Origin of the sequence: Methylobacterium sp. WSM2598 (genome assembly GCF_000379105.1) — a bacterium.
Lineage (GTDB): Bacteria > Pseudomonadota > Alphaproteobacteria > Rhizobiales > Beijerinckiaceae > Methylobacterium.
Map to the genome: position 1 here is coordinate 1,356,974 of NZ_KB900609.1, position 22,123 is coordinate 1,379,096.

Consider the following 22,123-nt stretch of genomic DNA (forward strand, 5'->3'; position numbering starts at 1 on the left):
TCGCGATGACGATGGCGCAGAGGATGACGGCCGGATCCGAGGCGGACCGGTCGCGCGGGCCAGGGCCGGTCAGGGGCGGTCGCAGCCGCCGCTGGAGGCTGGTCGCCCTCCTTCTGTCCACGGCCTCGGCGGCGAGCGTGCTGCCGCCGCTGGTCTTGCCGGCCTCCGCTCAGGATCTCGTCGACTTCGCCATACCGGCCGGCGATCTCGGCGGCGTCCTGGCCCAGATCGGGCGCGCCGGCGGCCGTACGATCGCCTTCCCGGCAGACGTGACGCAGGGCCGCGCGGCTGGGCCGATCATCGGCCGCATGACCGTCCGCGACGCGGTCGACCGCGCGCTCGCCGGCTCGGGCCTCGTGGCCACGCCGAGCGCGCAGGGCTCGCTGACCATCCGCCGCGGCCAGGGCAGCAGCGCGGTCGTCCCGAGCCGCGACGGGATGATCGCCGCCATCGACGTGGCCGACCTCGCGGGGAGCACCGGGGATCGCGGCTTCCTCTCCGGCTCCACCGTCACCTCCGACCGGCTCAATTTCCCACAGAAGGAGAATCCGCGTTCCGTCGTCGGCGTGACCCGCGAGGTGATCAAGGCGCAGGCCTCCACCTCGATCCTCGAAGCGGCCACCAACGCCAGCAACGTCACCGTCAATTACGGCGCCGGCCAGGGCAGCGGCATCCCGAGCTACACCATCCGCGGCTTCAGCGTGCAGAACGTGATGGTGGGCGGGCGCGTCGGTCCGCGGGGCATGAACCTGCCCGTGCAGGACGTCGAGCGCGTCGACGTGATCAAGGGCCCGACCACCGACCTGACCGGGGTGAGCCTCGAAGGCGGCGGGATCAACATCATCCCCAAGGCGCCGAGTGCCGATCCGATCCGGGAGGCGCAGTTCACCCTCGGCAGCCGATTCTACCGCACGCTCGCCTTCGACCTCGGCGGGCCGGTGGAGGGGGCCGAGGGCCTCACCTACCGGCTGAACCTCTCGGGCAATACGGCCGACACGTCGTTCGGCGGCGACAGATCTCCCCACGAAGGGCTGATCTCCCCGAAGATCCGCTGGGACGACGGCGCCACGATCGTGACCGCCGGGGTTCGTTACTTCGACCAGCTCAGCGGGCTGCCGCCGATGACGATCGGGATACCCTCCCTCCACTTCCGCCCGCTCCGGGTCGATCGCGAGAAGCCGATCGGCACCCCCGAGGCCGGGGCGTCGTTCCGAGCCTTCAACCCCTATGTGGACGTCGAGCACAGATTCGATGCCATCGATACAGCAAATTTCGGTTCGTTCGACTTCACGTTTCGGAACAGGACCGGATATTTCGCGAATAATTACGTGTCCTCTGGTTATATATTCGTGCCCAGTCGGAGTGCGGCGGCCGTCCCGCTCGGCGGAGGCTTCACCTCGGCGACCGAGCGGCAGTTCGTCACGCAATCCGACCTGATCGCAGTTCACACGTTCCAGGATTACAAGCAGACGGCCAGATTCGGAATTGACTACACGAATGATTATCTTGTCAATTATAACCTCGTGGAATATCCTGCCGGCTTGATCGATCCCAGAAATCCGCCGCTCACGCTGCCTTTGCCGAATCGGCAGGGATCTCTTGGGCGGAATTTCAAGACGCGAGTTCATCTCGGATCGGAAGACATCGGATTGGCATTTCAAGATAAAATTGATCTATTTGATCGTCTTCATATTCTGGGATCGGTCATGCAGGATTTTTACAGCTCGGACAGACATACCGAGGATAATGGCAAGAGCAGCCATAGTCTGACCGATTATGGCGCGCTGACATATAGCGCCGGCGGGGTCTATGATATTACGAAATGGATGAGCATCTATGGCACGATCGGCACCGGATTTATTCCGAACCGGGGCGTTCTTGCCGATGGCAAAACTCCTGCTCCTCAATATAACGACTCGAACGAATATGGTCTGAAGTTTAACCTGCTCAATGACAGCTTCATGATCACGGCTTCGCATTTCGAAATTTCTTACAGTAATACACTTATATATCGACCCGATTTGCGCGCAAGCGTTCTTGGACCGGGCACTACGAGCAAAGGTTTCGAATTGGACTTCCAGGGACAGGTGACGGAGAACCTGAGCCTGATCGGCAGCGTCGGGCGGACCATCATTCAGTACCCCCGCCGTCAGCCGGGCGATGTCTATCCCGGAATCCCATCCTACACCGGCAAGCTCTACGCGGTGTACAGCTTCACCGACGGCCCGCTGAAAGGTCTGCAGATCGGCGGCGGCGCCGAGGGCATCCCGAGCACCTACACGTCCTTTGGCTCGAAGAACGACAACTACAAACTTCCAGGCCACGTCACTCTCGACGCGATGTTATCGTATACGAAAGACAACATGACGATTTCGTTGAACGTGAAGAATCTGCTCAATCAGTATTATTATCAACCGACCCAGACTCCGATGTTCGTCCCGATCGGGGAAGGACGTCGGATCCTGGCGCAGGCCCGGGTCACCTTCTGAGACGCTGTCCGGACGATCACGTCCGGACAGCGCCTGACAAGCCCGCGCGGCGCTTGAGCGAAGCCGACATTCGCATGGCGACGCAATCCGACGGATTTCGGATGATTCGGGCAGGGCGGTGCCGCGCCGTGCGCCCGGCGAGGGTCACCGCGGCAAGTCCCGTCCCGCGCCCGCCCAGCGATTCGAGGCCTCTCATGCCCGTTCCCCACCCGGCGCTGCGACTCGCCTTCGGCGGCGCTCCGCGGCGCCGCGCCATCCGCCACGCAGGCTTCGAGGCGCCGCTCGCCGCCGGCACGATCGACCAAGCCGGGGCGAGCGGGGCCGGTCGCAGCAGCCCCCGCCGGCCGTGCCGCCTTCGCCGAGGCCCATTCCGGCGCGGCCGCGGAGGCCGCGCGGATCTGCCCGGCCCCGATCGAGGCGGCGACGCCGCCTGGTTCCTCTCCGGCCTGACGCGTGATCACGAGGGACGAGGCTGCCATGGCGCCCAGCCACCACGGGGCTCGCGCCCCCGCGCCGGCACGCGACGACGCGGACGGGAGCGCGGCGCCGACCGACGCGAAGCTGAGGCACTTCATCCGGCTGGCCGGCGGGTTCTGGATCACGCGGAGTGCCGGCCGCGCCTGGGCGCTGGTGGCCCTCAACCTCGCCTCCCTGAGCGCGGCCGTCTACACGAGCGTCCTGAGCACCCGCTACACCAAGGCGCTCTACGACATGCTGGCCGAGCGGGCGCTCGACCGGCTGCCCGCGGTCATGGCCCTGCTCGCCGTCGTGCTGGGCGCCAGCATCGTGCAGGCGGCGGTCGCGTTCTCGGTGCCCACCGCTATCGCGTTGGAGTGGCGCCAGTGGCTCACCGGCCGATACGTCGCGCGCTGGCTGCACGGCCGCGCCTATTACGAGGGCCAGCGCCGCGATCTCCTCGACAATCCCGACCAGCGCATCGCCGAGGATGTCGATGCGTTCACCCACGCCGCCGTGACCAATGCCTTCGCGATATTCCAGGTTGCGTCGATGGGCATCACCTTCGGGATCATCCTGTGGGACGCTTCCGGCGACGGCAGGGTCACGATCGGCCGGGCGACGGTCCAGGTTCCCGGCCTGCTGCTCTGGGTCACCACGATCTGGGCGGTCCTCCACACCGCCCTGGTGATCTGGGTCGGGCGCAAGCTGCCGCGCCTCGTCGCGGCGGGGCAGCGGGTCGGGGCGGATTTCCGCTTCAAGCTGATCCAGGTCCGGCGCGCCGCCGAGCAGGTCGCGCTCCTGCGCGGCGAGGCGGCCGAGGCTGCCGCCCTGACCGATCGCTTCTCGGCCATCCGCACCAACGTCTACGCCCAGATCGTCCAGGCGGTGAGGATCGCCGTCACCAATGCCACGGTCGGGACGGTCGAGGAGCTCTTCCTGCTGCTGCTCGTGATGCCGCGCTACCTCGCGGGTGGGTCGTCGCTCGGCGAGATGTTTCAGGCGCAGCGATCGATGGGCCAGTACAACGGCACGATCGCGTATTTTGCCCAATCCGCCACCGCGCTCCAGACCCTGCGCGGCACGATCCGCCGCCTGCGCGCCTTCGACGCGATGATCGACGCCGTCCCGGTCCCGCCCGCTTCCGAGCGGCCCACCGACGCGGCGACGATGGTCGCGGTCGGGACCCTGTCCGTGGCCCGTCCCGGCGGCGCGACTCTCCTGACCCTGCCGGCCTGGCGGGTGGAGCGAGGGCAGCGCTGGCTCATCCGAGGCCCCTCGGGCATCGGCAAGAGCACGCTGCTGCGCGCGCTGGCCGGGATCTGGCCGGAAGTCGCTGGCCGGCTGACGATGCCGGCCCGCGAGACGACCTTGTTCATGCCGCAGACGCCCTACCTGCCGGTCGGCCCGCTGCGGGACGCCATCACCTACCCGTCGCGGGAATCGGTGCCGGACGCGGTGCTGCGCGACCTTCTCGGGCGCGTCGGCCTCGCGGAGCGGGCAGCGGATCTCGACCGGGCCGCCGAGTGGGACCAGCACCTCTCGCCCGGGGAGCAGCAGCGCCTCGCCTTTCTGCGTCCCCTGCTGCTGCGCCCGGCGCTGATCCTGCTCGACGAGGCGACGAGCGCGCTCGATCCGCCGAACGCGCGCGCCATGTACGCGCTGCTCCTCGAATCCCTGCCGGACCTCACCCTGATCAGCATCGCGCATTCCGACGTGCTCGACGCATTCCACACCCACCGGCTCGTCCTCGGTGGGCCGAACGACGCGCGGGAGCAGGCCCCGTGACCATCCCCTCCGCGACCGAGGCCGTCTTCGGGGCCGAGTCCTCGCCGGGCCGAGTGCTCGCCGGGCCGAGTGCTCGCCGGGCCGAGTGCTCGCCGGGCCGAGTGCTCGCCGGGCCGAGTGCTCGCCGGGCCAAATCCTCGCCGGGCCAAGTCTTCGGCCGGACCGGCGCCGCCGAGGCTCCGGGCGCCCCGGTGCGAACCCCGCCCGGGGGGATGGACCCATTCCCCGACGAGGACGCGGGTCACGTCGAAGACCCGGGCCCGCGCCGTCTTGGACGGGGGCGCCCCGGCCCCGCGTGGCGATCACCCGGACCGGGTCGCCGCAGCCGCATCCGGCCCGATAGCCACCCAGTAATGCGCCACGCGGGTGATCGATAGGCCGAGCGACGCGCCCAGAATGTCGAGGGCCTCGCCCGGGTGCCGCAGCGGGAACACGCCGGTGGCCCGGATCTCCGCCACGGCCGGATCCACGCGGATGACGCCGGGGAAGTAGGGGCGCAGGGCGCGGACGATCGAGGCGACCGAGCGGTTCTTCGCCACCAGAACTCCGTCGAGCCAGGCCGTGACATGCTCGACCTCGTCGACCGCCTGCCGACGCAGGCGGCCGTCCTCCAGGCCGAGCCGCTCGCCGCGCCCGATCGCCGCGGCGGCGGCCCCGACCACGAGCCGTCCCGTTCCCTGGAGGCCGGTCGCCGCCAGCACCTCGGCGCGCTTCTCGACCAGGAAGCTGCCGGATTCCGCCGTGAGGTTCAGGACGCCGGCATCGAGCCGGAACGGGGCGGACCGCGCCGCGACGCGCACGAGAACCTCGCCCTCGATCAGGCGGATGGCCCGCCGGCCGAGGGCGTAATCCACGTCGATGGCCGTGCGGGGCGCGAGCACGACCTCGCTGCCGTCGTCGAGGCGCAGGCGGTTCTGCTCGGCGGTCCGCGTCACGTGGTCGGCGAGCAGGCCGTCGAGCGGCACGAACCGGTCCGCCACCAGGCTGCCGGCCGCTCCGAGGCCGAGCACGGCCGCGACGCCCGTCAGCACGGCGCGCCGGTTGGGCTGGCGCGCGAGGAGCCGCTGCGTCAGCCGGCCCGGCGGCAATCTCTGGCGGGCGGCGACGCCGCAGGGCATCAGGCTCTCCTGCAACCCGAGCCACGCCGCTTCGTGGCCCGGATCGGCGGCGAGCCAGGCCTCGAAGGCGCGCCTCTGGCGCTCGGTGACCGCGCCGGAACTGAGTTCGACCATCCAGCCGATCGCGGCCTCGACCGGCTGCTCGTCGCGCTCGGCAGACCCAGCCATGACAGATCCCCGCCCCGTCAGCCCGCGACGTTCCGCGCTTTTACGGCCGCGCGCAGACCCTGCGCAACGTATTTGCGCACCATGCTGACCGAGACGTTCAGTTCGGCCGCGATCTCCGCGTAGGGCATGCCGTCGATCTGGCTCATCAGGAAGGCCGCGCGCGCCTTCCGCGAGAGGCCCGCGAGCATCGCGTCGATGGCCTGGAGCGCCTGCACAAGGATGAGGCGTTCCTCTGCGGAAATCTCGAACGCCTCGGGCAGGGCCGCCAGCTCGTTCTCGTAGGCGCGGCGGAGATCGTCGCGCCGACGCGCGTCGCAGATCAGCCGCCGAGCGATCGTGGTCATCATCGCGCGCGGCTGACGGACCGCGCCGAGATCGGGGATCTGCAGCAGCGCCAGGAACACGTCGGAGGTGAGATCCTCCGGCGAAGTGACGGTCCAGCGCTGCTTGCTCAGCCAACGCAGCAGCCAATGACTGTGCTCACGGAACAACCCATCGAGCGCGGAGACATTCCGAAGCGACGGTGACGCTCCCATTCTGCAGCCCTCACCTGGGTGCCGACGCTCTCCGGCACGCGTTGCCGCACAATTCAACAACGACATCCCTGCGCCAGCGCAAGTGTAGAAGCGTCATGGAATCGCCATCCTCGGGGTCATCCAGCATGTTCCGTGCCAAGCCAGCATGTTCCGTGCCAGCATGTTCCGTGCCACGTGGAAACCAAGCGGGATCCTCGTTCCCCGCGGACGGCATTCCTCTGCGGCCGCGGCCGGGGACCGAGGTCCCCCGACGCCGCGCGCCGATGGCGTTTCGTGCGGGACGTCCCGTCGGCCGATTCTGCCGGAGCCGTTCAGGGGCGCCGCCGTCCGGGCCGGGCTCCGGACCAGCCGGACGAGGCGGTCGGGACCCTCGCCGACGCGGCGCCGGAGATGCGCGCGGGCGGCGTCCACGAGGGCGCCGGTGCGCGTCGTTCGCGCGAGGTGGACCTCGATCCGCCCGGGCGGGCGCAGGGCGCGGGGGACGAGGCCGGGATGGATGATGCTGACGCCCTGTTCGGGACCGAGCACGCCCGAGAGGCCGTCGAGCGGCTCGGGGTCGAGGAACCCGGCGGCGGTGGCCGATCGCCTCGCGGGCGGGCCGGCCGCCGACCTTCGCCGAGAACGAGCGCGGGCGTTGATTCAGATCAGCGCGAGCACGGCCGCAACGCGCGAGACCTGCCGGGCCGGGCGCGGCGATGCCGCCGCCGGACATGCCCCGAAGGGCGTTTCCTCCTCGACTTCGGGCCGCCCTCCGGGCGGCCCCCCTTCCTTCTCGCGCCCCCTCGGGCGCGGATCCGGCGCGGCGCCCGCCTCAGTACCAGATCTCCATCTGGCCGCCGAACAGGAAGCTGCTCGCCTTGTCGCTCAGCCGCACGTTGGTCAGGTAGGAGCCGGATTGCGGCCCGAACGCGTCGCTCAGGCTGAAATTGTTCAGCTTCTTGTCCCACATGATGTAGGAGCCGAACACCCGCAGCTGCGGTCGGGTCATCAACCCGAGGCCGAGCTGATCGAGGTAGAAGGTCGGCGCGATCGTCACCTTGCCGATGCTGCCGTTGACGTGCTGGCCGGTGCGGAGCCCGTAGGCGGTGTAGCCATTCGGCGCGAGGTCGGCGTATTGGTAGGTCAGCTCGTACTGCATCGCGAAGCTGCGCGTGATGTCCTGCATCAGGCGGCCGTTCAGCGTGATGAACTTGTAGCTGTCGCCGTCGACGTAGCGGTCCTGCGAGATCTGAGCCATCACGGCCGGCGCGAAGTGCAGGTCGGGGGCGAGGTCGGTGACGCCGTAGGTGGCCAGGCGCACGGTCTTGGCGTCGTGGGCGAGGTTGCCGTCCGCCCCGAGGACGCGGGCCTCCGCGCCGAGACCCCAGCCGAACTGGAGCGCCGTCTTCGACACGCCCGGGGCGATACCGTAGAAGCTCGTGTCCCCGTAGGCGAGCATCGCCAGCATCCCGGTCTCGGCGCGCTGCGTCGTGCCCGCCAGGGCCGAGGAGGCCAGCGTCGCCGCCGACCACGGCAGGTTGGCGTACTGGCCGTTCTTCGCCGCCGCGAACCCGTTCAGCATCAGCTGCCAGTTGCCGAACTTGTTGTTCGACGTGAAGATGTAGTCGTCGACGATCGGCGTGTTGTAGACGCCGACATTGCCGAAATTGCGGGAATAGACCGAGAAATTGCTCTTCCAGCCGTCGGCGATGGCCGCGTCGTAGACGCCGACGCCGGTGCCGGCCAGGAAGACGATGTCCGAATCGAAGAAGTGGATATCGAAGTTGTCGCGGTCAAAGCGCTTGCCGGCCCAGAAGGTGGCGCCGGACAACCAGGACGGCATATCTTTCAGATTGCCGAATTCAGTGTAGACCTGGCGGAAGTTGATCCCGTTATTGCCGCCGGTCCAGTCGTTCTGACTCTCGACGCCGTCCGCCAGCATGGCCCGGAAGCGCGCCCAGGAGCCGTCCTCGAAGGTCCACTTCTTGCCGAAGTTCAGCTCGAGGTAGTGATTGGACTCGATGCCCAGGCGCCCGACCGCCCCGTCGACGGCGCCGGCCGGCGTGAGGAACGCGCCCGGATAGTTGTGCCACACGCCCTTGCTGCCGCGGGACAGGAATCCGGACCGCGCGTAGCCCTTGAACTCGAAGGCGGAGGGGTCGGCGGCCTGCGCCAGCAGCGCCGCGGCGTCCCCCTTGACGACCCGGCCCTGCCCGGCGAGGGCGCTCTGCGTCTTCGAGAGCTCGGCCTTCTGGATCTCCGTCGTCGTCTCGATCTTCTTGAGGCGCGCCTCCTGGGAGCCGCTGCTCGCCCGGACGGCGTTGAGTTCGCTCTCGGCGCGCGCCGCGCGCTGCTCCGAGGTCCGGGCGCGCCGCTCGGCGTCGGCGACCCGCGCCTCCAGGGCCTCGAGCCGCTTCAGGATCGCCTCCGGCGTGCCGGAGGCGTCCCCGGCCCGGGCGGCGGAGGTGGAGGCCAGCAGAATCATGGCGGCTGCGGCGGCCCTGCGGCGGGCGGGGCGATCGGGTGTGGTCGACCTCGGCACGTGTTTCTCCCGTCTGACGTAATGTTATATGCGCAGAGCTCATCCTCGATCCGCGCCAGAACGGATCATGACCCTGCTTGCGTTGGCTTGTGCGTAGCTGACCTTGCGTCGCAGGCTCAGGTGCAGGCGTTTCACCGCAAGTTGCGACTTGCGCGATCGCATGTTGCCTGGGTGGAGCTTGGCTTACCGTACGGCGTAGGCCGGAACCGGTTGTCCGGTCAGGGGCGGCGTCGCGCTCACCCGCATCTCCCTCGACATTTATTATGGTATCGATACCACATGGTAGACGGGGACGAGCGGCGCGGGCAAGGCGCGAATGACCCTACGTCAGGGATTGTTTTGGCCTAAGCCCAAGGTCGTAGACAGCATCCGGGGCCCCCCGGACGCCGATCTCGGAACGGGAGACTCATGGCGCGGGACGAGAGCACGACAGCCACCGAGCGGGCGGCGCGGCGGGCCACGCTCACCATCCGGGAGGTCGCGGCGCGCGCCGGCGTCTCCGCCTCCACCGTGTCGCGGGTGCTGAACGATTCCGGTTACGTCAGGGCCGAGGTGCGGGCCCGCATCGAGCGGGTCATCGCCGAGACCGGCTACGTTCCGAGCGGGATCGCGACTAACCTGAAGCGGAGCACGTCGACCATGGTCGGCGTCGTCATCCCGCGGATCAACTCCTTCGCGTCGAGCGAGATCACCGCCGGGATCTCGGCGACCCTGGCCGAGGCGGGCTACATCCCGATCCTCGGGAGTTCGGCCAACCGCCCGGAGAACGAGCTCGCCTATGTCGAGACGTTCCGGCGTCAGCGCGTGGACGGGGTCCTCATCCTGGCGACGCAGCTGACCGGGCCGCTGCTGGCCAGCCTGACCGAGATCGGCGTGCCCGTGGTGGTGATCGGGCAGGACGCGAGCGCCTCCGGCTTCGCGTCGGTGATTCAGGACGAGCGCCGCGCCACCCGCCAGATCACCGACCTGCTGATCCGCAGCGGCCACCGGCGCATCGGCCTGATCGGCGTCGCGGAATGGGACATCCAGGTCGGGTGCGAGCGCAAGGGCGGCTACGTCGAGGCGCTCGCCGCCGCCGGGATCGCGCCGCCGCCCTCCTGGATCGCCCTCGGCGGCTTCGACCTGCGGGACGGCGCCGCGGGAGCCGACCGGCTCGTCGCCGCTACCGAGCCCGAGCGCCCGACGGCGATCCTGGCGGTCACGGACCGGCTGGCGATCGGCGCGGTGAGCCGCCTCGTCGATCTGCGCATCGACGTGCCGCGTGAGGTGTCGGTGGCCGGGATCGGCGACATCGACGTCGCCGCCGTCTACAATCCCAAGCTCACCACCGTGCGGTTCGACTATTTCGGCACCGGGACGGTCGCGGCGCGGACCCTGGTGGCGATGCTGCGCGGCGAGCGGATCGCGCCCGCCGCGCAGGTCATGCCGTTCGAACTGCGTGTCCGGGACAGCGTGGCGGACCGCAAGGCGCGCGCCTGAGCGGTCGCCGCGCCGGCCGGCGCCCCGCGCCGCGTCACATTTCCGTTGCGTCAGCCGGACTCCTGCGCTATTCGTGTGTGAAATCGATACCACAATCGATGTCGCGGTCGTCCGGGAGGAGACATGACCTACACGCCGAATGCCGACCAGCTCGCCGCCGAGCGGATCCTCGCCCTTGTGGGCGGGGCGGGCAACGTCGTCAGCGCCGCACACTGCGCCACGCGCCTGCGCCTCGTCCTGGCGGATGTGGCGAAGGTCGACAAGGCCGGCCTGGAAGCGGTCGAGGCGGTCAAGGGCACCTTCCTCAACGGCGGCCAGTTCCAGATCATCATCGGGCAGGGGCGCGTCGCGCGGCTCCACGAGGCCCTGGTGCGGGCGGGCGGCCTCACGGCGGTGTCCGCCGCGCAGGCGAAGGAGGATGCCTCGGTCCGGCTCTCGGCGCCCCAGCGCTTCGCCCGGCTCCTCTCCAACATCTTCGTGCCGATCATCCCGGTCATCGTCGCCTGCGGCCTGCTGATGGGCACGCTCGGCACGATCAGGACGATGGGCTGGCTCCCCGCGACCTCGGCGCCGATCCAGCTGCTCGACCTCGTCTCCAGCACCGCCTTCATCTTCCTGCCGATCCTGGTCGGGTTCTCGGCCGCGCGGGAATTCGGATCGAGCCCGTTCATGGGCGCGGCGCTGGGCGGCGTCATGATCCACCCGGTCCTCCAGAACGCCTGGACGGCCGGAACCGGCATCAAGGCCTACTGGGACCTGTTCGGCCTGCCGGTGGCGCAGCTCGGCTACCAGGGCACGGTGCTGCCGGTCCTCGTCGCCGTCTGGGTGATGGCCCTCGTGGAGCGCGGCCTGCGCCGGGTCGTGCCCGACATGCTCGACATCGTCCTGACGCCCTTCCTCACGCTCCTCGTCTCGGCGTTCTTCGCCCTCACGGTGCTCGGGCCGGCCGGCCGCCTCCTGGGCGACGGCATCTCGATGGGCCTGCAGCAGCTCTACGCGCAGGGCGGTCCGCTCGCCGGCTTCGCCTTCGGCGGGCTCTACTCGGCGATCGTCATCACCGGCGTGCACCACAGCTTCCACGCCATCGAGGCCGGGCTCCTCGCCAACCCGGCGATCGCCGCGAATTTCCTGCTGCCGATCTGGGCGGCCGCCAACGTGGCCCAGGGCGGCGCGGCGCTCGCCGTGGCCCTGCGCAGCGACGACGCCAAGGTGAAGCAGGTCGCCGTGCCGGCGGCCCTGTCCTGCCTGCTCGGCATCACGGAGGCCGCCATCTTCGGCGTCAACCTGCGCTTCGTGCGGCCCTTGCTGGCCGCCGCGCTCGGCGGCGCGGTGGGCGGGGCCTACGTGGCGGCCGCGAAGGTGAGCATGACCGCGGTGGGCGTCACCGGCCTGCCCGGCATCGCCATCACGGCGCCGGGCAGCATCCTCGACTACCTGATCGGGCTCGCCCTCGCCTTCGGGGTGGCGTTCGCGGCGGCCTTCGCCGTGGGCCTCCGGGCGGAGCGGGCCTGACGACCTCGCGGCCTGCGGCCGCCCTCCCGAGCGCGGACCGGATCCTCCCATGACCAAGCACGCCGTCGATCCCTGGCGCCCGACCTTCCACATCGCGCCCCGGACGGGTCTCCTCAACGACCCGAACGGCCTCGTCTACTGGGACGGGGCGTACCACCTGTTCTACCAGTGGAACCCGCATGGCTGCTCCCATGCGAACAAGAACTGGGCCCACCTCGTCAGCCCCGATCTCGTCCGCTGGGAGGAGCTGCCGGTGGCCCTGGCGCCCGTCGACGTCTTCGACAGCCACGGCTGCTATTCCGGGTCCGCGGTCGCGAACGGCGAGGAACTCCTCCTCATCTACAACGGCAACGTCCGCAGCGCCGGGGGCGAGCGGCAGACCTACCAGTGCCTCGCCCGCTCCACGGACGGGATCCGCTTCGAGAAGCTTGGCCCCGTCCTGTCGGGGCCGCTGCCGGGCTACACGGCGCATTTCCGCGATCCCAAGGTGTGGCGGGAGGGCGATGCCTGGCTGATGGTGCTCGGTGCCCAGACCGCTGCCGGGGAGGGGACGGTGCTGCTCCTGCGCTCGCCGGACCTGCGCTGCTGGTCGCCGGTGCGCGAATTGCTGCGCCCCGGCGCCTTCGGCCACATGTGCGAGTGCCCGGACTTCTTCCGCATCGGCGGGGAGGCGTTCCTGATCCTGTGCGCGCAGCACGGCCCGGAGCAGGGGGGCGACGTCGCCGGCTACGTGCCGGGCGACCTCTCGGGAACCGCCGACGCGGCGGCCTTCCGCCGCCTCGACCACGGGCGCGACTTCTACGCGCCGCAGACCTTCGAGGCGCCCGACGGGCGCCGGCTGATGTTCGCCTGGATGGGCCTGCCCGAGCAGGGCGACGCGCCCTCGACCGCCTTCGGCTGGATGCACTGCCTCACCCTGCCGCGGGAGCTGCACGTCCGGGACGGGCGCCTGTGCCAGGTGCCCGCCCGGGAGCTCGCGGCCCTGCGCAAGGCGCACCTCGCCATCTTCGACCTCGACCTCTCGGCCGCGCAGGACCTCACCGCCGCCCGGTCGGACGCGTTCGAGCTCGCCCTGGCGTGGCGCGCGCGGGACGGCGGGAGCTTCGCCGTGGACATGCGCGTGCGGGGCGTCGAGCGCACCACCCTCACGGTGGATTGCTCCGGACGCCGCCTGCGCCTGGACACGGTCCGGGCGGACGGGGTGGCGGTGCCGCTCGGCGCCGCGCCCTTCCCGGAGGGCGGGACGATCGAGGACCTGCGCATCTTCGTCGATCGCAGCTCCGTCGAGGTCTTCGCCGGCGGCGGCGCCGTGGTGCTGAGCGCGCGCATCTTCCCGAGCCCCGGCGCGGACGGGATCGGGGTGCGGGCGGAGGGGGCCTTCACCCTCGACCGGCTGGATCGCTGGACGCTGTGACGGGCTTCTCGGGGACGGGCCCCTGGCGGCCCGCCCGGGTGTGGACACGGGCCGCGGCCGGGGAGCGCCGCGAGGGGAGGTGGACCATGGGTTTTCTCAGCCGTCTGTACCGGGCCGGGGCGAGCGCGCGGGTGGAGGTCCCGCCGGCCGACGCGGCCGTGGCGGTGCTCGCGCCGGTCGACGGGCTGCTCGTGCCCCTCGACGCCGTGCCCGACCCGGTCTTCTCGGGGCGCGTGCTCGGCGACGGCTTCGCCATCGACCCCGACGGCGAGGTGCTGCGCGCGCCCTTCGCGGGCGAGGTCGTGAGCCTGCCGCCGACGCGCCACGCGGTGACGCTGCGGGCCCGCAACGGGGCCGAAGTGCTGATGCATATCGGCATCGAGACGGTGGGGCTCGCCGGGAACGGCTTCGTCGCGCACGTGCGCGAGGGCCAGGAGGTCGCGGCGGGCGACCGCTTGATCTCCTTCGACGCCGCCCGCATCGGCCCCGCCGTGCCCTCGCTGATGATCCCGGTCGTGCTCACGAACGGCGACGCCTTCGGGCTGCGCGCCCGCGCGGCGCCCGGCCGCGTGGCGCGCGGCGCCCCCTGCTGCGAGATCGCCTCGGCCTCCGCGCCCGCCTCCGTCGCGCCCGAGGCGCCCGCCGACCGGACCGAGTTCCGCTGCACCGCCGAGGTCCGCGACCCCTTCGGCCTCCACGCCCGGCCGGCCGGCACCATCGCGGCGCGTGCCAAGACGGCCCGCTCGCAGGTGACCCTCTTCCACGGCGGGCGCCGCGCCGACGCGCGCAGCTCCGTCGCCATCATGCTCCTCGGCGCCCAGGCCGGCGCCGTGCTGACGGTCGAGGCGGTCGGGCCCGGCGCGGAGGAGGATGCGCGCGCCGTCGCCGCCCTCGTCGGTGCGGCCGGCACCGGCGCCCCCCGGGCGGCGCGGCCCGAGGGCGGGGCGCCGCGCCTCCCCACCGCCGCGGCGTCCGTCCCCCTCGACGGCCCGGACGTCCGCCGCCTCCTCGCGGGCGTCCCGGCGGCGCCCGGCCTCGCCCTCGGCCGCTCGCACCGGCTGCTGCGCGAGGATCTCGACATCCGCGAGGAGGGGGAAGGCGCCGAGCGCGAGCGCGCCGCCCTGGCCAACGCGCTGGCGCGCACCCGCGCGGCCCTCGAGCGGGCGATCCACGGCCTCGGCGCCGGGGCGGAGCACGGCAGCCATGGGCCGCAGCAGGCCGAGATCCTGGGCGCGCACCTGTCCTTCCTGGAGGACCCGCAGCTGCAGGCCGCCGCCGACGCGCTGATCGCGGAGGGCAGGAGCGCCGCCTTCGCGTGGAGATCGGCGGTGGACGCGCAGGTCGCGGCCCTGCGCCAGCTCGGCAACGAGGTCCTGGCCGAGCGCGCGGCCGATCTCGTCGACATTCAGCGGCGGGTGCTCCTCGTCCTGTGCGGCCGCAGCGAGGCCCCGGTCGCCCTGCCCGAGCGCGCCATCCTGTTCGCCGACGACCTGCTGCCCTCGCAATTCGCCGAACTCGACCTCGACCGGGTCGCCGGGATCTGCCTCGCGGCGAGCGGCCCGACCTCCCACGTCGCCATCCTGTCCGCCTCGCACGGGATCGCGGCCGTGGTGGCGGCGGGGCCGGACATCCTGCGCGTGCCGGACGGGCAGGTGGTCGTTCTCGACGCGGACCGGGGCGAGGTCTCCGTCAATCCGCCGCAGGAGCAGGTGAGCGAGACGCGCGCGCCTCGCCGAGCGCGGCGCCCGCCAGGAGACGCAGCGGCGCGCGGCCGCCGAGACCTGCCGGATGGCGGACGGGACGCGGATCGAGGTGGTCGCCAATCTCGGCGCCCTCGCGGAGGTCGCGCCGGCCCTGGCGGCCGGGGCCGAGGGATGCGGCCTGCTGCGCAGCGAGTTCCTGTTCCTCCACCGCGAGACCGCGCCCGGGGAGGACGAGCAGCACGCCGAGTACCAGGCGATCGCCGACGCCCTCGACGGGCGGCCGCTGATCATCCGCACCCTCGATGCCGGCGCCGACAAGGACGTGCCCTACGCCCAGCTGCCGCAGGAGGAGAACCCCGCCCTGGGCCTGCGCGGCGTGCGGCTCGGCCTGTGGAAGCCGGACCTGCTGCGCACGCAGGTGCGGGCGATCCTGCGGGTGAGGCCCTACGGCCAGTGCAGGATCCTGCTGCCGATGATCGCCACCGTGGCGGATCTGCGCACCGTGCGGGCGGTGATCGACGCGGAGGCGCAGGCCCTCGGCCGCGACGCCCCGATCGAGGTCGGCATCATGGTGGAGGTGCCCTCGGTGGCCCTGATCGCCCGGCAATTCGCCCGGGAGGCGGATTTCTTCTCGGTCGGGACCAACGACCTCACCCAGTACACGCTGGCCATGGACCGCTGCAACGCGCGCCTCGCCCAGCAGCTCGACCCGTTCCATCCCGCGGTGCTGCGCCTCGTCGGGCTCGCCGCGGAGGGCGCGCGGGCGCATGGCCGCTGGGTGGGCGTGTGCGGCAACCTCGCCTCCTCGCCCCTCGCGGCGCCGCTCCTGATCGGCCTCGGCGTGACCGAACTCTCGGCCTCGGCGGGCGCGATCGCCGATATCAAGGCCGTGGTGCGCAACCTCGACGCCGACCAGTGCCGCGCGGTGGCCGAGGCGGCGCTGAACCTCGACTCGGCGGAGGCGGTGCGCCAGATGCTCGCCTCCTGCTTCCCCGATCTCGGCGCCGCCTGATCCGGGATCCGCGTGATCGCAGCGGATCCCGGATCGCGAGCCCGCGCGGCGCCTGAGCGACGCCGACATCCGCATGGCCGAAATCGGAGATGGCGACGCCATCAACCGGACGGCGGATGAGGCCCCCGGCGCCGCTCGCGGCGCCCCGCCGCGCCCCGGCCCCGGGGCGCCCCCTCCCGGCGTGCCGGCCCCCCCGGCGCGCGATCCGGACCGATTCCCATGATCCTCGTCTGCGGCGAAGCCCTCATCGACCTCCTGCTCGATCCGGCCGACGGCGCCGCGATCCCGGCGCGGGCCCTTCCCGGCGGGTCGCCCTTCAACGTCGCCGTCGGCCTCGCCCGGCTCGGCGAGGCGGTGGCCTTCTTCGGCGGCCTGTCGCGGGACCGCTTCGGCGAGCACCTCGCCGGGGTTCTGGCGCGCGAGGGGGTGGAGGCGCGCTTCGCGCCGCGCTCCGACCACCCGACGCCCCTGGCGGTGGTGGCGCGGGGGCCGGACGGCCAGCCGGCCTACACGTTCCACGGGGCCGAGGCCGCCGACCGCATGGTCGCGCCCGCCTCCCTGCCGCCCGCCCTGCCGGATGCCGTGCGCGCCCTCGCCTTCGGCTCCTACACGCTGGCGGTCGAGCCGGTCGCCTCGACCTACGCGGCGCTCGCCGCGCGGGAGGCGGGCCGGCGGCTGATCAGCGTCGATCCCAACCTGCGCCCCGCCGTGGTGGGCGATCTCGCCGGCTGGCGGGCCGCCGCCGAGCGCTTCTTCCGGGTCGCCGACATCGTGAAGGCGAGCGACGAGGACGTCGCCCTGGCCTTCGGGCTCTCGCCCGAGGCGGCCGCGCGGATGTTCCTGGCTCTGGGCGCGGCCCTGGTGGTGATCACCCGGGGCAAGGACGGCGCCGTCGCCTATTCGGAGCGCGTCTCGGCGAGCGTGCCCGGGCGCGCGGTCGCGGTCCGCGACACGGTCGGGGCCGGCGACACGTTCCACGCCGCGCTCCTCGCCCGGCTGTCCCGCGGCGGGCTGCTGACGCGGCAGGCCCTGGGCGCCCTGACGCAGGAGGCCCTGGCCGACCTCCTCGCCTATGGGGCGGCCGCGGCGGCCCTGACCTGCTCCCGCGCCGGCGCCGACCTGCCGCGGGCGGACGAGGTCGAGGCGCTGCTCGCCTGACAGGCTGATCCGACATCCGACGGATTGCGTCGCCATGCGGATGGCGGCTTCGCTCAGGCGCCGCGCGGGCTTGGCATGTCGGCTTCGCTCAAGCGCCGCGCGGGCTGGTCATGCGCGTTCCGGAAGTGACCGTCCGGAACGCGCATGAGAAATCGATCGATTGCCGCTTCTGCGCGGAATGAACGGCCAGACAACAGGATCGCACGTCCTGCACGACGGGAACGAACGAGTCCGGCTCAGCCTCCGGTCCCGACGGCCCGGGATGCGTCCGCATCCGGCCGCCCCGATCGGAGGAGGCCGCCCCTCCGCTCCCGGCTCGTCGGCACCCGCTGCCGCTCAGCCGCCGAAGGGCTTGTAGCCGTTGGTCTGCTCGATCTCCTGGTCGATCGCCGCCGCCGCCCGGTCGAGCGCCCGCTTCGGATCCTCGCCCTTCATGACCGAATTGACCGCGGCGGCGAAGGCCCGCGAGATCACCGGGTAGGCCGGATGCGGCGGGCGGGGCACCGCGATGCGGGTCAGCTGCTCGCGGTAGAGCGCCATCGGCCCGCCCTGGCGGAAGAGCGGGTTGCGCTCCGCCGCCGCCTGGCGCGACGGGATCGCGCCCGCCGCCCCGGCCACCGCCTCCATCGCCGGCTCGGACATCAGGAATTCCAGGAACTTGGCGGCCGCCTCCTTGTTCGGGGAGCCCGACCAGATCCCCCAGTTCCAGCTCCCCATCCCGGTGACGTGGCGCGCGCCGAAGCGCGGCATCGGCAGCAGCACCAGGTCGGAGCCGAGGGCGGCGCTGTGGGTCGGCCACATCCAGTGCCCGACCAAAGCCAGGGCCGCGCTCCGCTTGCCGTAGAAGGCGTCGTCGCCTTCCGAGGCGGGCACGATGTACCCGGCCTTCATCCAGGACTGGATCCGGCCCAACGCCGCGATCGACGCCTCGGAATTGATCGTCCCTTCAGCCTGCCAGGTCGTGCGGTTGATCAGATCCCCGCCGTACGATTGCAGGATCGGCGCGAAGCCGTAGGTGTACCACTCGCCGACGCCGTAATTCAGCTTCATGTCGAGGGGCGTCGGGTAGCCGGCGCGCTTGAGGGCGGCGAGCGCGGCCTCGAATTCCTCGCCGGTCCAGGCATCGTCGAGGCCGCTGGGGATCCGGATCCCGGCCTGGCGCAGGGCCGAGCGGGAGGCCCAGAGTCCGAGCCCGGAATCGAACTGGCCGAGGGCGTAGATCTTGCCGTCCGGGGCGTAGAGGCCCTGTGCGCGGATCGACGGCAGCAGGGCGCGCATCAGGTCGGGCGGGAGCAGGTCGTCGAGGGGCGCCAGCAGGCCGGCCCAGGCCGCGTTCGCGAAGCTCGGCCGGTCGAAGTCGAGGATGTCCGGCCAGGTACCGGCCAGGGCCTTCGCCTGAACCGTCTGGTTCTCGATCGGCTTGGGCAGGGTCACGAGTTCGGCCGGGATGTCCGGGTGCGATCGGTTCCAGGCCGCGACCTGGGCCGCGATGGCGTCGAGTTCGGCGGCGCCGCGGCTGCCGTGGTCCAGGATCTTCAACGATGCCGCCGACGCGGCGCTGGCGGCGAGCATCGCCGCCGCCGCCATCGCGGCCAGGGAAAGGGTCCGCTTCATCGCCAAGGCGCTCCTCGGATGATGTCCGGGTGGTGGGGGAGGGGGCGGGCGCGCCGGGTCAGGCGCGCGCCACCTTGTGCAGGAAATCCGAGATCGTGGACCGCAGCTGGTTCGCCGTCTCGTTCATCGACAGCGAGGCGCCGTGGACCTCCTCGGACACCGATCCGGTCCGCGCCACGGCCTGGTTCAGCCCGTCGACGTCGGCCGTGATCGTGAAGGAACTGTCGGCGATCCGCTGGATGTTGGAGGTGATCTCGGCCGTCGCGGCGCCCTGCTCCTCGACCGCGGCGGCGATGTTGGCCGTGAGTTCGCCCATGCTGCGGATCGCGGTGGCGACGTCCCCGATCGCGCTGGCGCTGCGGTCGGTCGCCTGCTGGATGGAGTTGATCTGGGCGGTGATCGAATCGGTCGCCTTCGAGGTCTGCTCGGCGAGCTGCTTCACCTCGGCCGCGACGACGGCGAAACCCTTGCCGGCGGGCCCGGCCCGGGCCGCCTCGATCGTGGCGTTGAGGGCGAGCAGGTTGGTCTGGTCGGCGATGGCCTTGATGATGCCGACGATCTCGCCGATCTGCCGGGTCATGTCGGTCAGGTCGCGGATGCAGCGATCGGCGGAGGTGGCCTGCGCGACGGTCGAGGTGACGAAGGCGTCGGCGCGGACGACCTGGCTGCCGATCTCGCCGATCGAGGCGGTCAGCTCCTCGGAGGCGGAGGCCACGGTCTGGGCGTTCTCGGTCGAGCGGGCGGTGGCCTGCGACACCGAGGCCGCCCGGCCGCGCGTATGCTCCGCCACCGTCCGGAGTTCCCCGGCCGTCGCCTTCAGGGTGGCGCCCGCGCGGCCCACGGCTTCGAGGAGCCCGCCCGCACCGGCCTCGAACTCGGCGATCAGGTGCTCGATCAGGCGGTTGCGCGCGTCGCGGGCCCGGCTCGCATCGAGCGCCTCGGCCTGGAGCCGCTCGTTCTCCCGCCCCGCATCGCGCAGCACCGCCACGGCGCGCGACATCGCCCCGATCTCGTCGCCCCGCTGCGAGAACGGGATCTGGACCTCCCAGCGGCGCTCCGCGAGGCTCCCGACCACCTGCGTCAGCCCGCGGATCGGCGTCGCGATGCCCTGGCCGATGACGAGCGCCAGCCCCGCGCCGAGCAGCAGCGCGGCGAGGGACAGCCCGCCGGCGAGCCAGGTCGAGGACGTCAGGGTGCGCCGCGTCGTATCGATGCTGCCGGCGAGCTGGACCTGCGCGTCGGCCTGGATCTGCTTGGTGGCCGTCGCGATCTGGCGCGAGCCAATGGAGAGTTCGTTGTTCAGGATCGCGTCGATCTCGCGCTGGAGGCCCTGCCGCGTCGCCTCGGCCGTCGCCGTCTGCCGGGCGATGCTCAGATCCGCCATCCGGCCGAAATTCTTCGAGTAGCTCGCGGTGAGGTCGAGGATGGCTTGCTTCTTGCCCTCATCCTTGATGCGCTCGGCCTCCTTCCGGATGACCACGACCAGGTTCATGCCGCGCCGGACATGCTCGAAGTCGTTCGTCTGAGCGAAGCTGGTCACGGCGATGCCGAGCGCGCCGATCGCGTTCGAGACCGCGAGCGCGGTGTCGCGCTCCCGGACCATGGCCTCCTGCTGGCCTACGGCTTGTGCCACCCGGTTGACCCCCCACAGGCCGCTCACCGCGACCAGCAGCATCAGGATCAGGATCGGCGCAAAGCCGAAGGCGAGTTGCAGCCGGATCGGGACACGGTCGAGCAGACCGGATGCTTCAGAGGAACGGCCCATTTCCGCATCATCCCAATGTTCGAGCGGGGCATAGTTTCAGCGCAATCTATTCTCCATTCCTTAGCGGAAGGTGAAGCAGGAGCCGCCCCGCGACGAAGCGACTGGGCCCGGTCATCTCGCCTAGGCCCGGTCGTCCAGACTAGGCCGGGTGCGGGCGCGGCGCGGCAGGGCGGCGCTCAGGCCGCGCTCTCGCGCACCACGCCGCGCCCGATCAGGTCGTCGATCGCCGCCGCATCGTAGCCGTGGGCCGCCAGGATCGCGCGGCTGTGCTCGCCCAGCAGCGGGGCCGGGCCGTGCACGCGTCCGGGCGTCGCCGAGAACTTCACCGGCAGGCCGAGCGTGCGCATCGGCCCGGCGCGGGGATGCGCCACCTCCACGACCATCTCGCGCGCCAGCGTCTGCGGGTCGCGGTGCATCGCCGCCACGTCGAGGACCGGGCCCGCCGGCACGCCCCCGGCTTCCAGCCGATCCAGCCACTCGGCGGAACTCGCCTCGCGGAAATAGGCCGAGAGCGCGGCCGCGAGGGCGGCGCGGTGCTCCATCCGGCCGCGATTCTCGCGGAAGCGCGGATCCTCCGCCAGGGCTTCGGCCCCCAGCACCGCGAGGAGCCGCAGCCAGTTCGTCTGGTTGGCGGCCCCGACGGTGATCCAGCCGTCGGCGGTCGGGAAGGCCTCGTAGGGCGCGTTGAGCGGGTGGGCCGAGCCCATCGGGCCCGGCGCGATCCCGGTCGCGAGCGCGATCGCCGATTGCCAGTAGGTCTGGACGATGCCCGCCTCGAACAGGGAGGTGTCGACCTCCTGACCCTCGCCGGTCTTCAGCCGGTGCACGTAGGCCGCGAGCACGCCCATCGCCGCCACGATCCCCGCCGTGATGTCGGTGACCGGCGCCCCGCTCTTCACCGGCGGCCGGCCCGGCCCCTCGCCGGTGATGCTCATCAGGCCGCTCATGCCCTGGGCCACGAGGTCGAACCCCGCCCGGTCCGCGTAGGGCCCGGTGCGGCCGAAGCCGGAGAGCGAGCAGTAGATCAGCCCCGGATTGTCCCGGCGCAGGGCGGCGTAGCCGAAGCCGAGCCGCTCCATCGTCCCTGCCCGGTAGTTCTCGATCAGCACGTCGGCGTCCCGCAGCAGGCGGCGCAGCACCGCCTTCCCGTCCGGGTGCTTCAGGTCGAGGGCGAGGCCGCGCTTGCCGCGGTTCATCATCATGTAGGCGGCGCTCTCGCCCGCCACGGTCGGGGGCACCATGCGCCGCGTGTCGTCCCCGCCCTCGCTCTTCTCGACCTTGATGACCTCCGCCCCCATGTCGGCGAGCATCAGGCCGCAGACCGGGCCCGCCATGATGTGGGCGAGCTCGACCACCTTCACGCCCGTGAGCGGGCCCTGCCGGGTCATGG

General features: G+C 71.6%; 12 protein-coding genes and 2 pseudogenes. 8 read left to right on the plus strand and 6 right to left on the minus strand.

What is annotated here, in order from left to right:
• Positions 1-5: 5 nt before the first annotated feature.
• Together MET2598_RS0106435 and MET2598_RS0106440 are read left to right on the plus strand one after the other, a co-directional pair.
• Positions 6-2,489 carry a TonB-dependent siderophore receptor gene (locus tag MET2598_RS0106435; RefSeq protein ID WP_018260268.1) on the plus strand — a complete coding sequence of 828 codons (2,484 nt, stop codon included), beginning with the start codon at positions 6-8 and terminating at the stop codon, positions 2,487-2,489.
• A 477-nt stretch (positions 2,490-2,966) separates the two neighbouring features.
• The gene (locus MET2598_RS0106440; protein ID WP_018260269.1) at positions 2,967-4,733 is read left to right on the plus strand and encodes an ABC transporter ATP-binding protein/permease; all 1,767 of its coding nucleotides are present in this window, start codon (positions 2,967-2,969) and stop codon (positions 4,731-4,733) included.
• A gap of 302 nt (positions 4,734-5,035) precedes the next feature.
• Here MET2598_RS0106440 and MET2598_RS0106445 read toward each other — a convergent pair whose 3' ends face one another.
• The 3 genes from MET2598_RS0106445 to MET2598_RS0106455 all read right to left on the minus strand — a co-directional run bounded on the left by MET2598_RS0106445 (position 5,036) and on the right by MET2598_RS0106455 (position 9,019).
• Positions 5,036-6,019, minus strand: coding sequence for a DUF4880 domain-containing protein (locus tag MET2598_RS0106445; RefSeq protein ID WP_018260270.1), 984 nt, complete (start codon positions 6,017-6,019; stop codon positions 5,036-5,038).
• A 17-nt stretch (positions 6,020-6,036) separates the two neighbouring features.
• A complete protein-coding gene (locus MET2598_RS0106450) occupies positions 6,037-6,510 on the minus strand; it encodes a sigma-70 family RNA polymerase sigma factor (RefSeq protein ID WP_018260271.1) in 474 nt (157 codons plus the stop codon).
• Positions 6,511-7,366: 856 nt separating this feature from the next.
• A complete protein-coding gene (locus MET2598_RS0106455) occupies positions 7,367-9,019 on the minus strand; it encodes a carbohydrate porin (protein WP_018260272.1) in 1,653 nt (550 codons plus the stop codon).
• A gap of 465 nt (positions 9,020-9,484) precedes the next feature.
• Here MET2598_RS0106455 and MET2598_RS0106460 point away from each other — a divergent pair, with 465 nt between their 5' ends.
• From MET2598_RS0106460 to MET2598_RS0106480, 6 genes and pseudogenes are all read left to right on the plus strand, one after another.
• A complete protein-coding gene (locus MET2598_RS0106460) occupies positions 9,485-10,555 on the plus strand; it encodes a LacI family DNA-binding transcriptional regulator (RefSeq protein WP_018260273.1) in 1,071 nt (356 codons plus the stop codon).
• Positions 10,556-10,678: 123 nt separating this feature from the next.
• Positions 10,679-12,067: a sucrose-specific PTS transporter subunit IIBC gene (locus MET2598_RS0106465; protein ID WP_018260274.1), complete on the plus strand. Its 1,389-nt coding sequence runs from the start codon at positions 10,679-10,681 to the stop codon at positions 12,065-12,067.
• Between the two features lie 49 nt (positions 12,068-12,116).
• A complete protein-coding gene (locus tag MET2598_RS0106470) occupies positions 12,117-13,481 on the plus strand; it encodes a glycoside hydrolase family 32 protein (RefSeq protein ID WP_018260275.1) in 1,365 nt (454 codons plus the stop codon).
• Positions 13,482-13,567: 86 nt separating this feature from the next.
• Positions 13,568-15,148 (plus strand): annotated as a pseudogene (locus MET2598_RS43680) (glucose PTS transporter subunit IIA); the annotation flags it as partial.
• 109 nt (positions 15,149-15,257) lie between these two features.
• A pseudogene (locus MET2598_RS42055) lies at positions 15,258-16,196 on the plus strand (phosphoenolpyruvate--protein phosphotransferase); the annotation flags it as partial.
• A gap of 219 nt (positions 16,197-16,415) precedes the next feature.
• Positions 16,416-17,354: a carbohydrate kinase family protein gene (locus MET2598_RS0106480; RefSeq protein ID WP_018260278.1), complete on the plus strand. Its 939-nt coding sequence runs from the start codon at positions 16,416-16,418 to the stop codon at positions 17,352-17,354.
• A 336-nt stretch (positions 17,355-17,690) separates the two neighbouring features.
• Here the strand turns inward: MET2598_RS0106480 and MET2598_RS0106485 are convergent, their stop codons facing one another.
• From MET2598_RS0106485 to MET2598_RS0106495, 3 genes are all read right to left on the minus strand, one after another.
• Entirely contained in the window at positions 17,691-18,968 is a 1,278-nt protein-coding gene (locus tag MET2598_RS0106485; RefSeq protein ID WP_018260279.1) for an extracellular solute-binding protein, read from the minus strand.
• Positions 18,969-19,026: 58 nt separating this feature from the next.
• Positions 19,027-20,733 carry a methyl-accepting chemotaxis protein gene (locus MET2598_RS0106490; protein WP_012333214.1) on the minus strand — a complete coding sequence of 569 codons (1,707 nt, stop codon included), beginning with the start codon at positions 20,731-20,733 and terminating at the stop codon, positions 19,027-19,029.
• Positions 20,734-20,909: 176 nt separating this feature from the next.
• Positions 20,910-22,121 carry a CaiB/BaiF CoA transferase family protein gene (locus MET2598_RS0106495; protein WP_018260280.1) on the minus strand — a complete coding sequence of 404 codons (1,212 nt, stop codon included), beginning with the start codon at positions 22,119-22,121 and terminating at the stop codon, positions 20,910-20,912.
• Positions 22,122-22,123 lie beyond the last annotated feature (2 nt).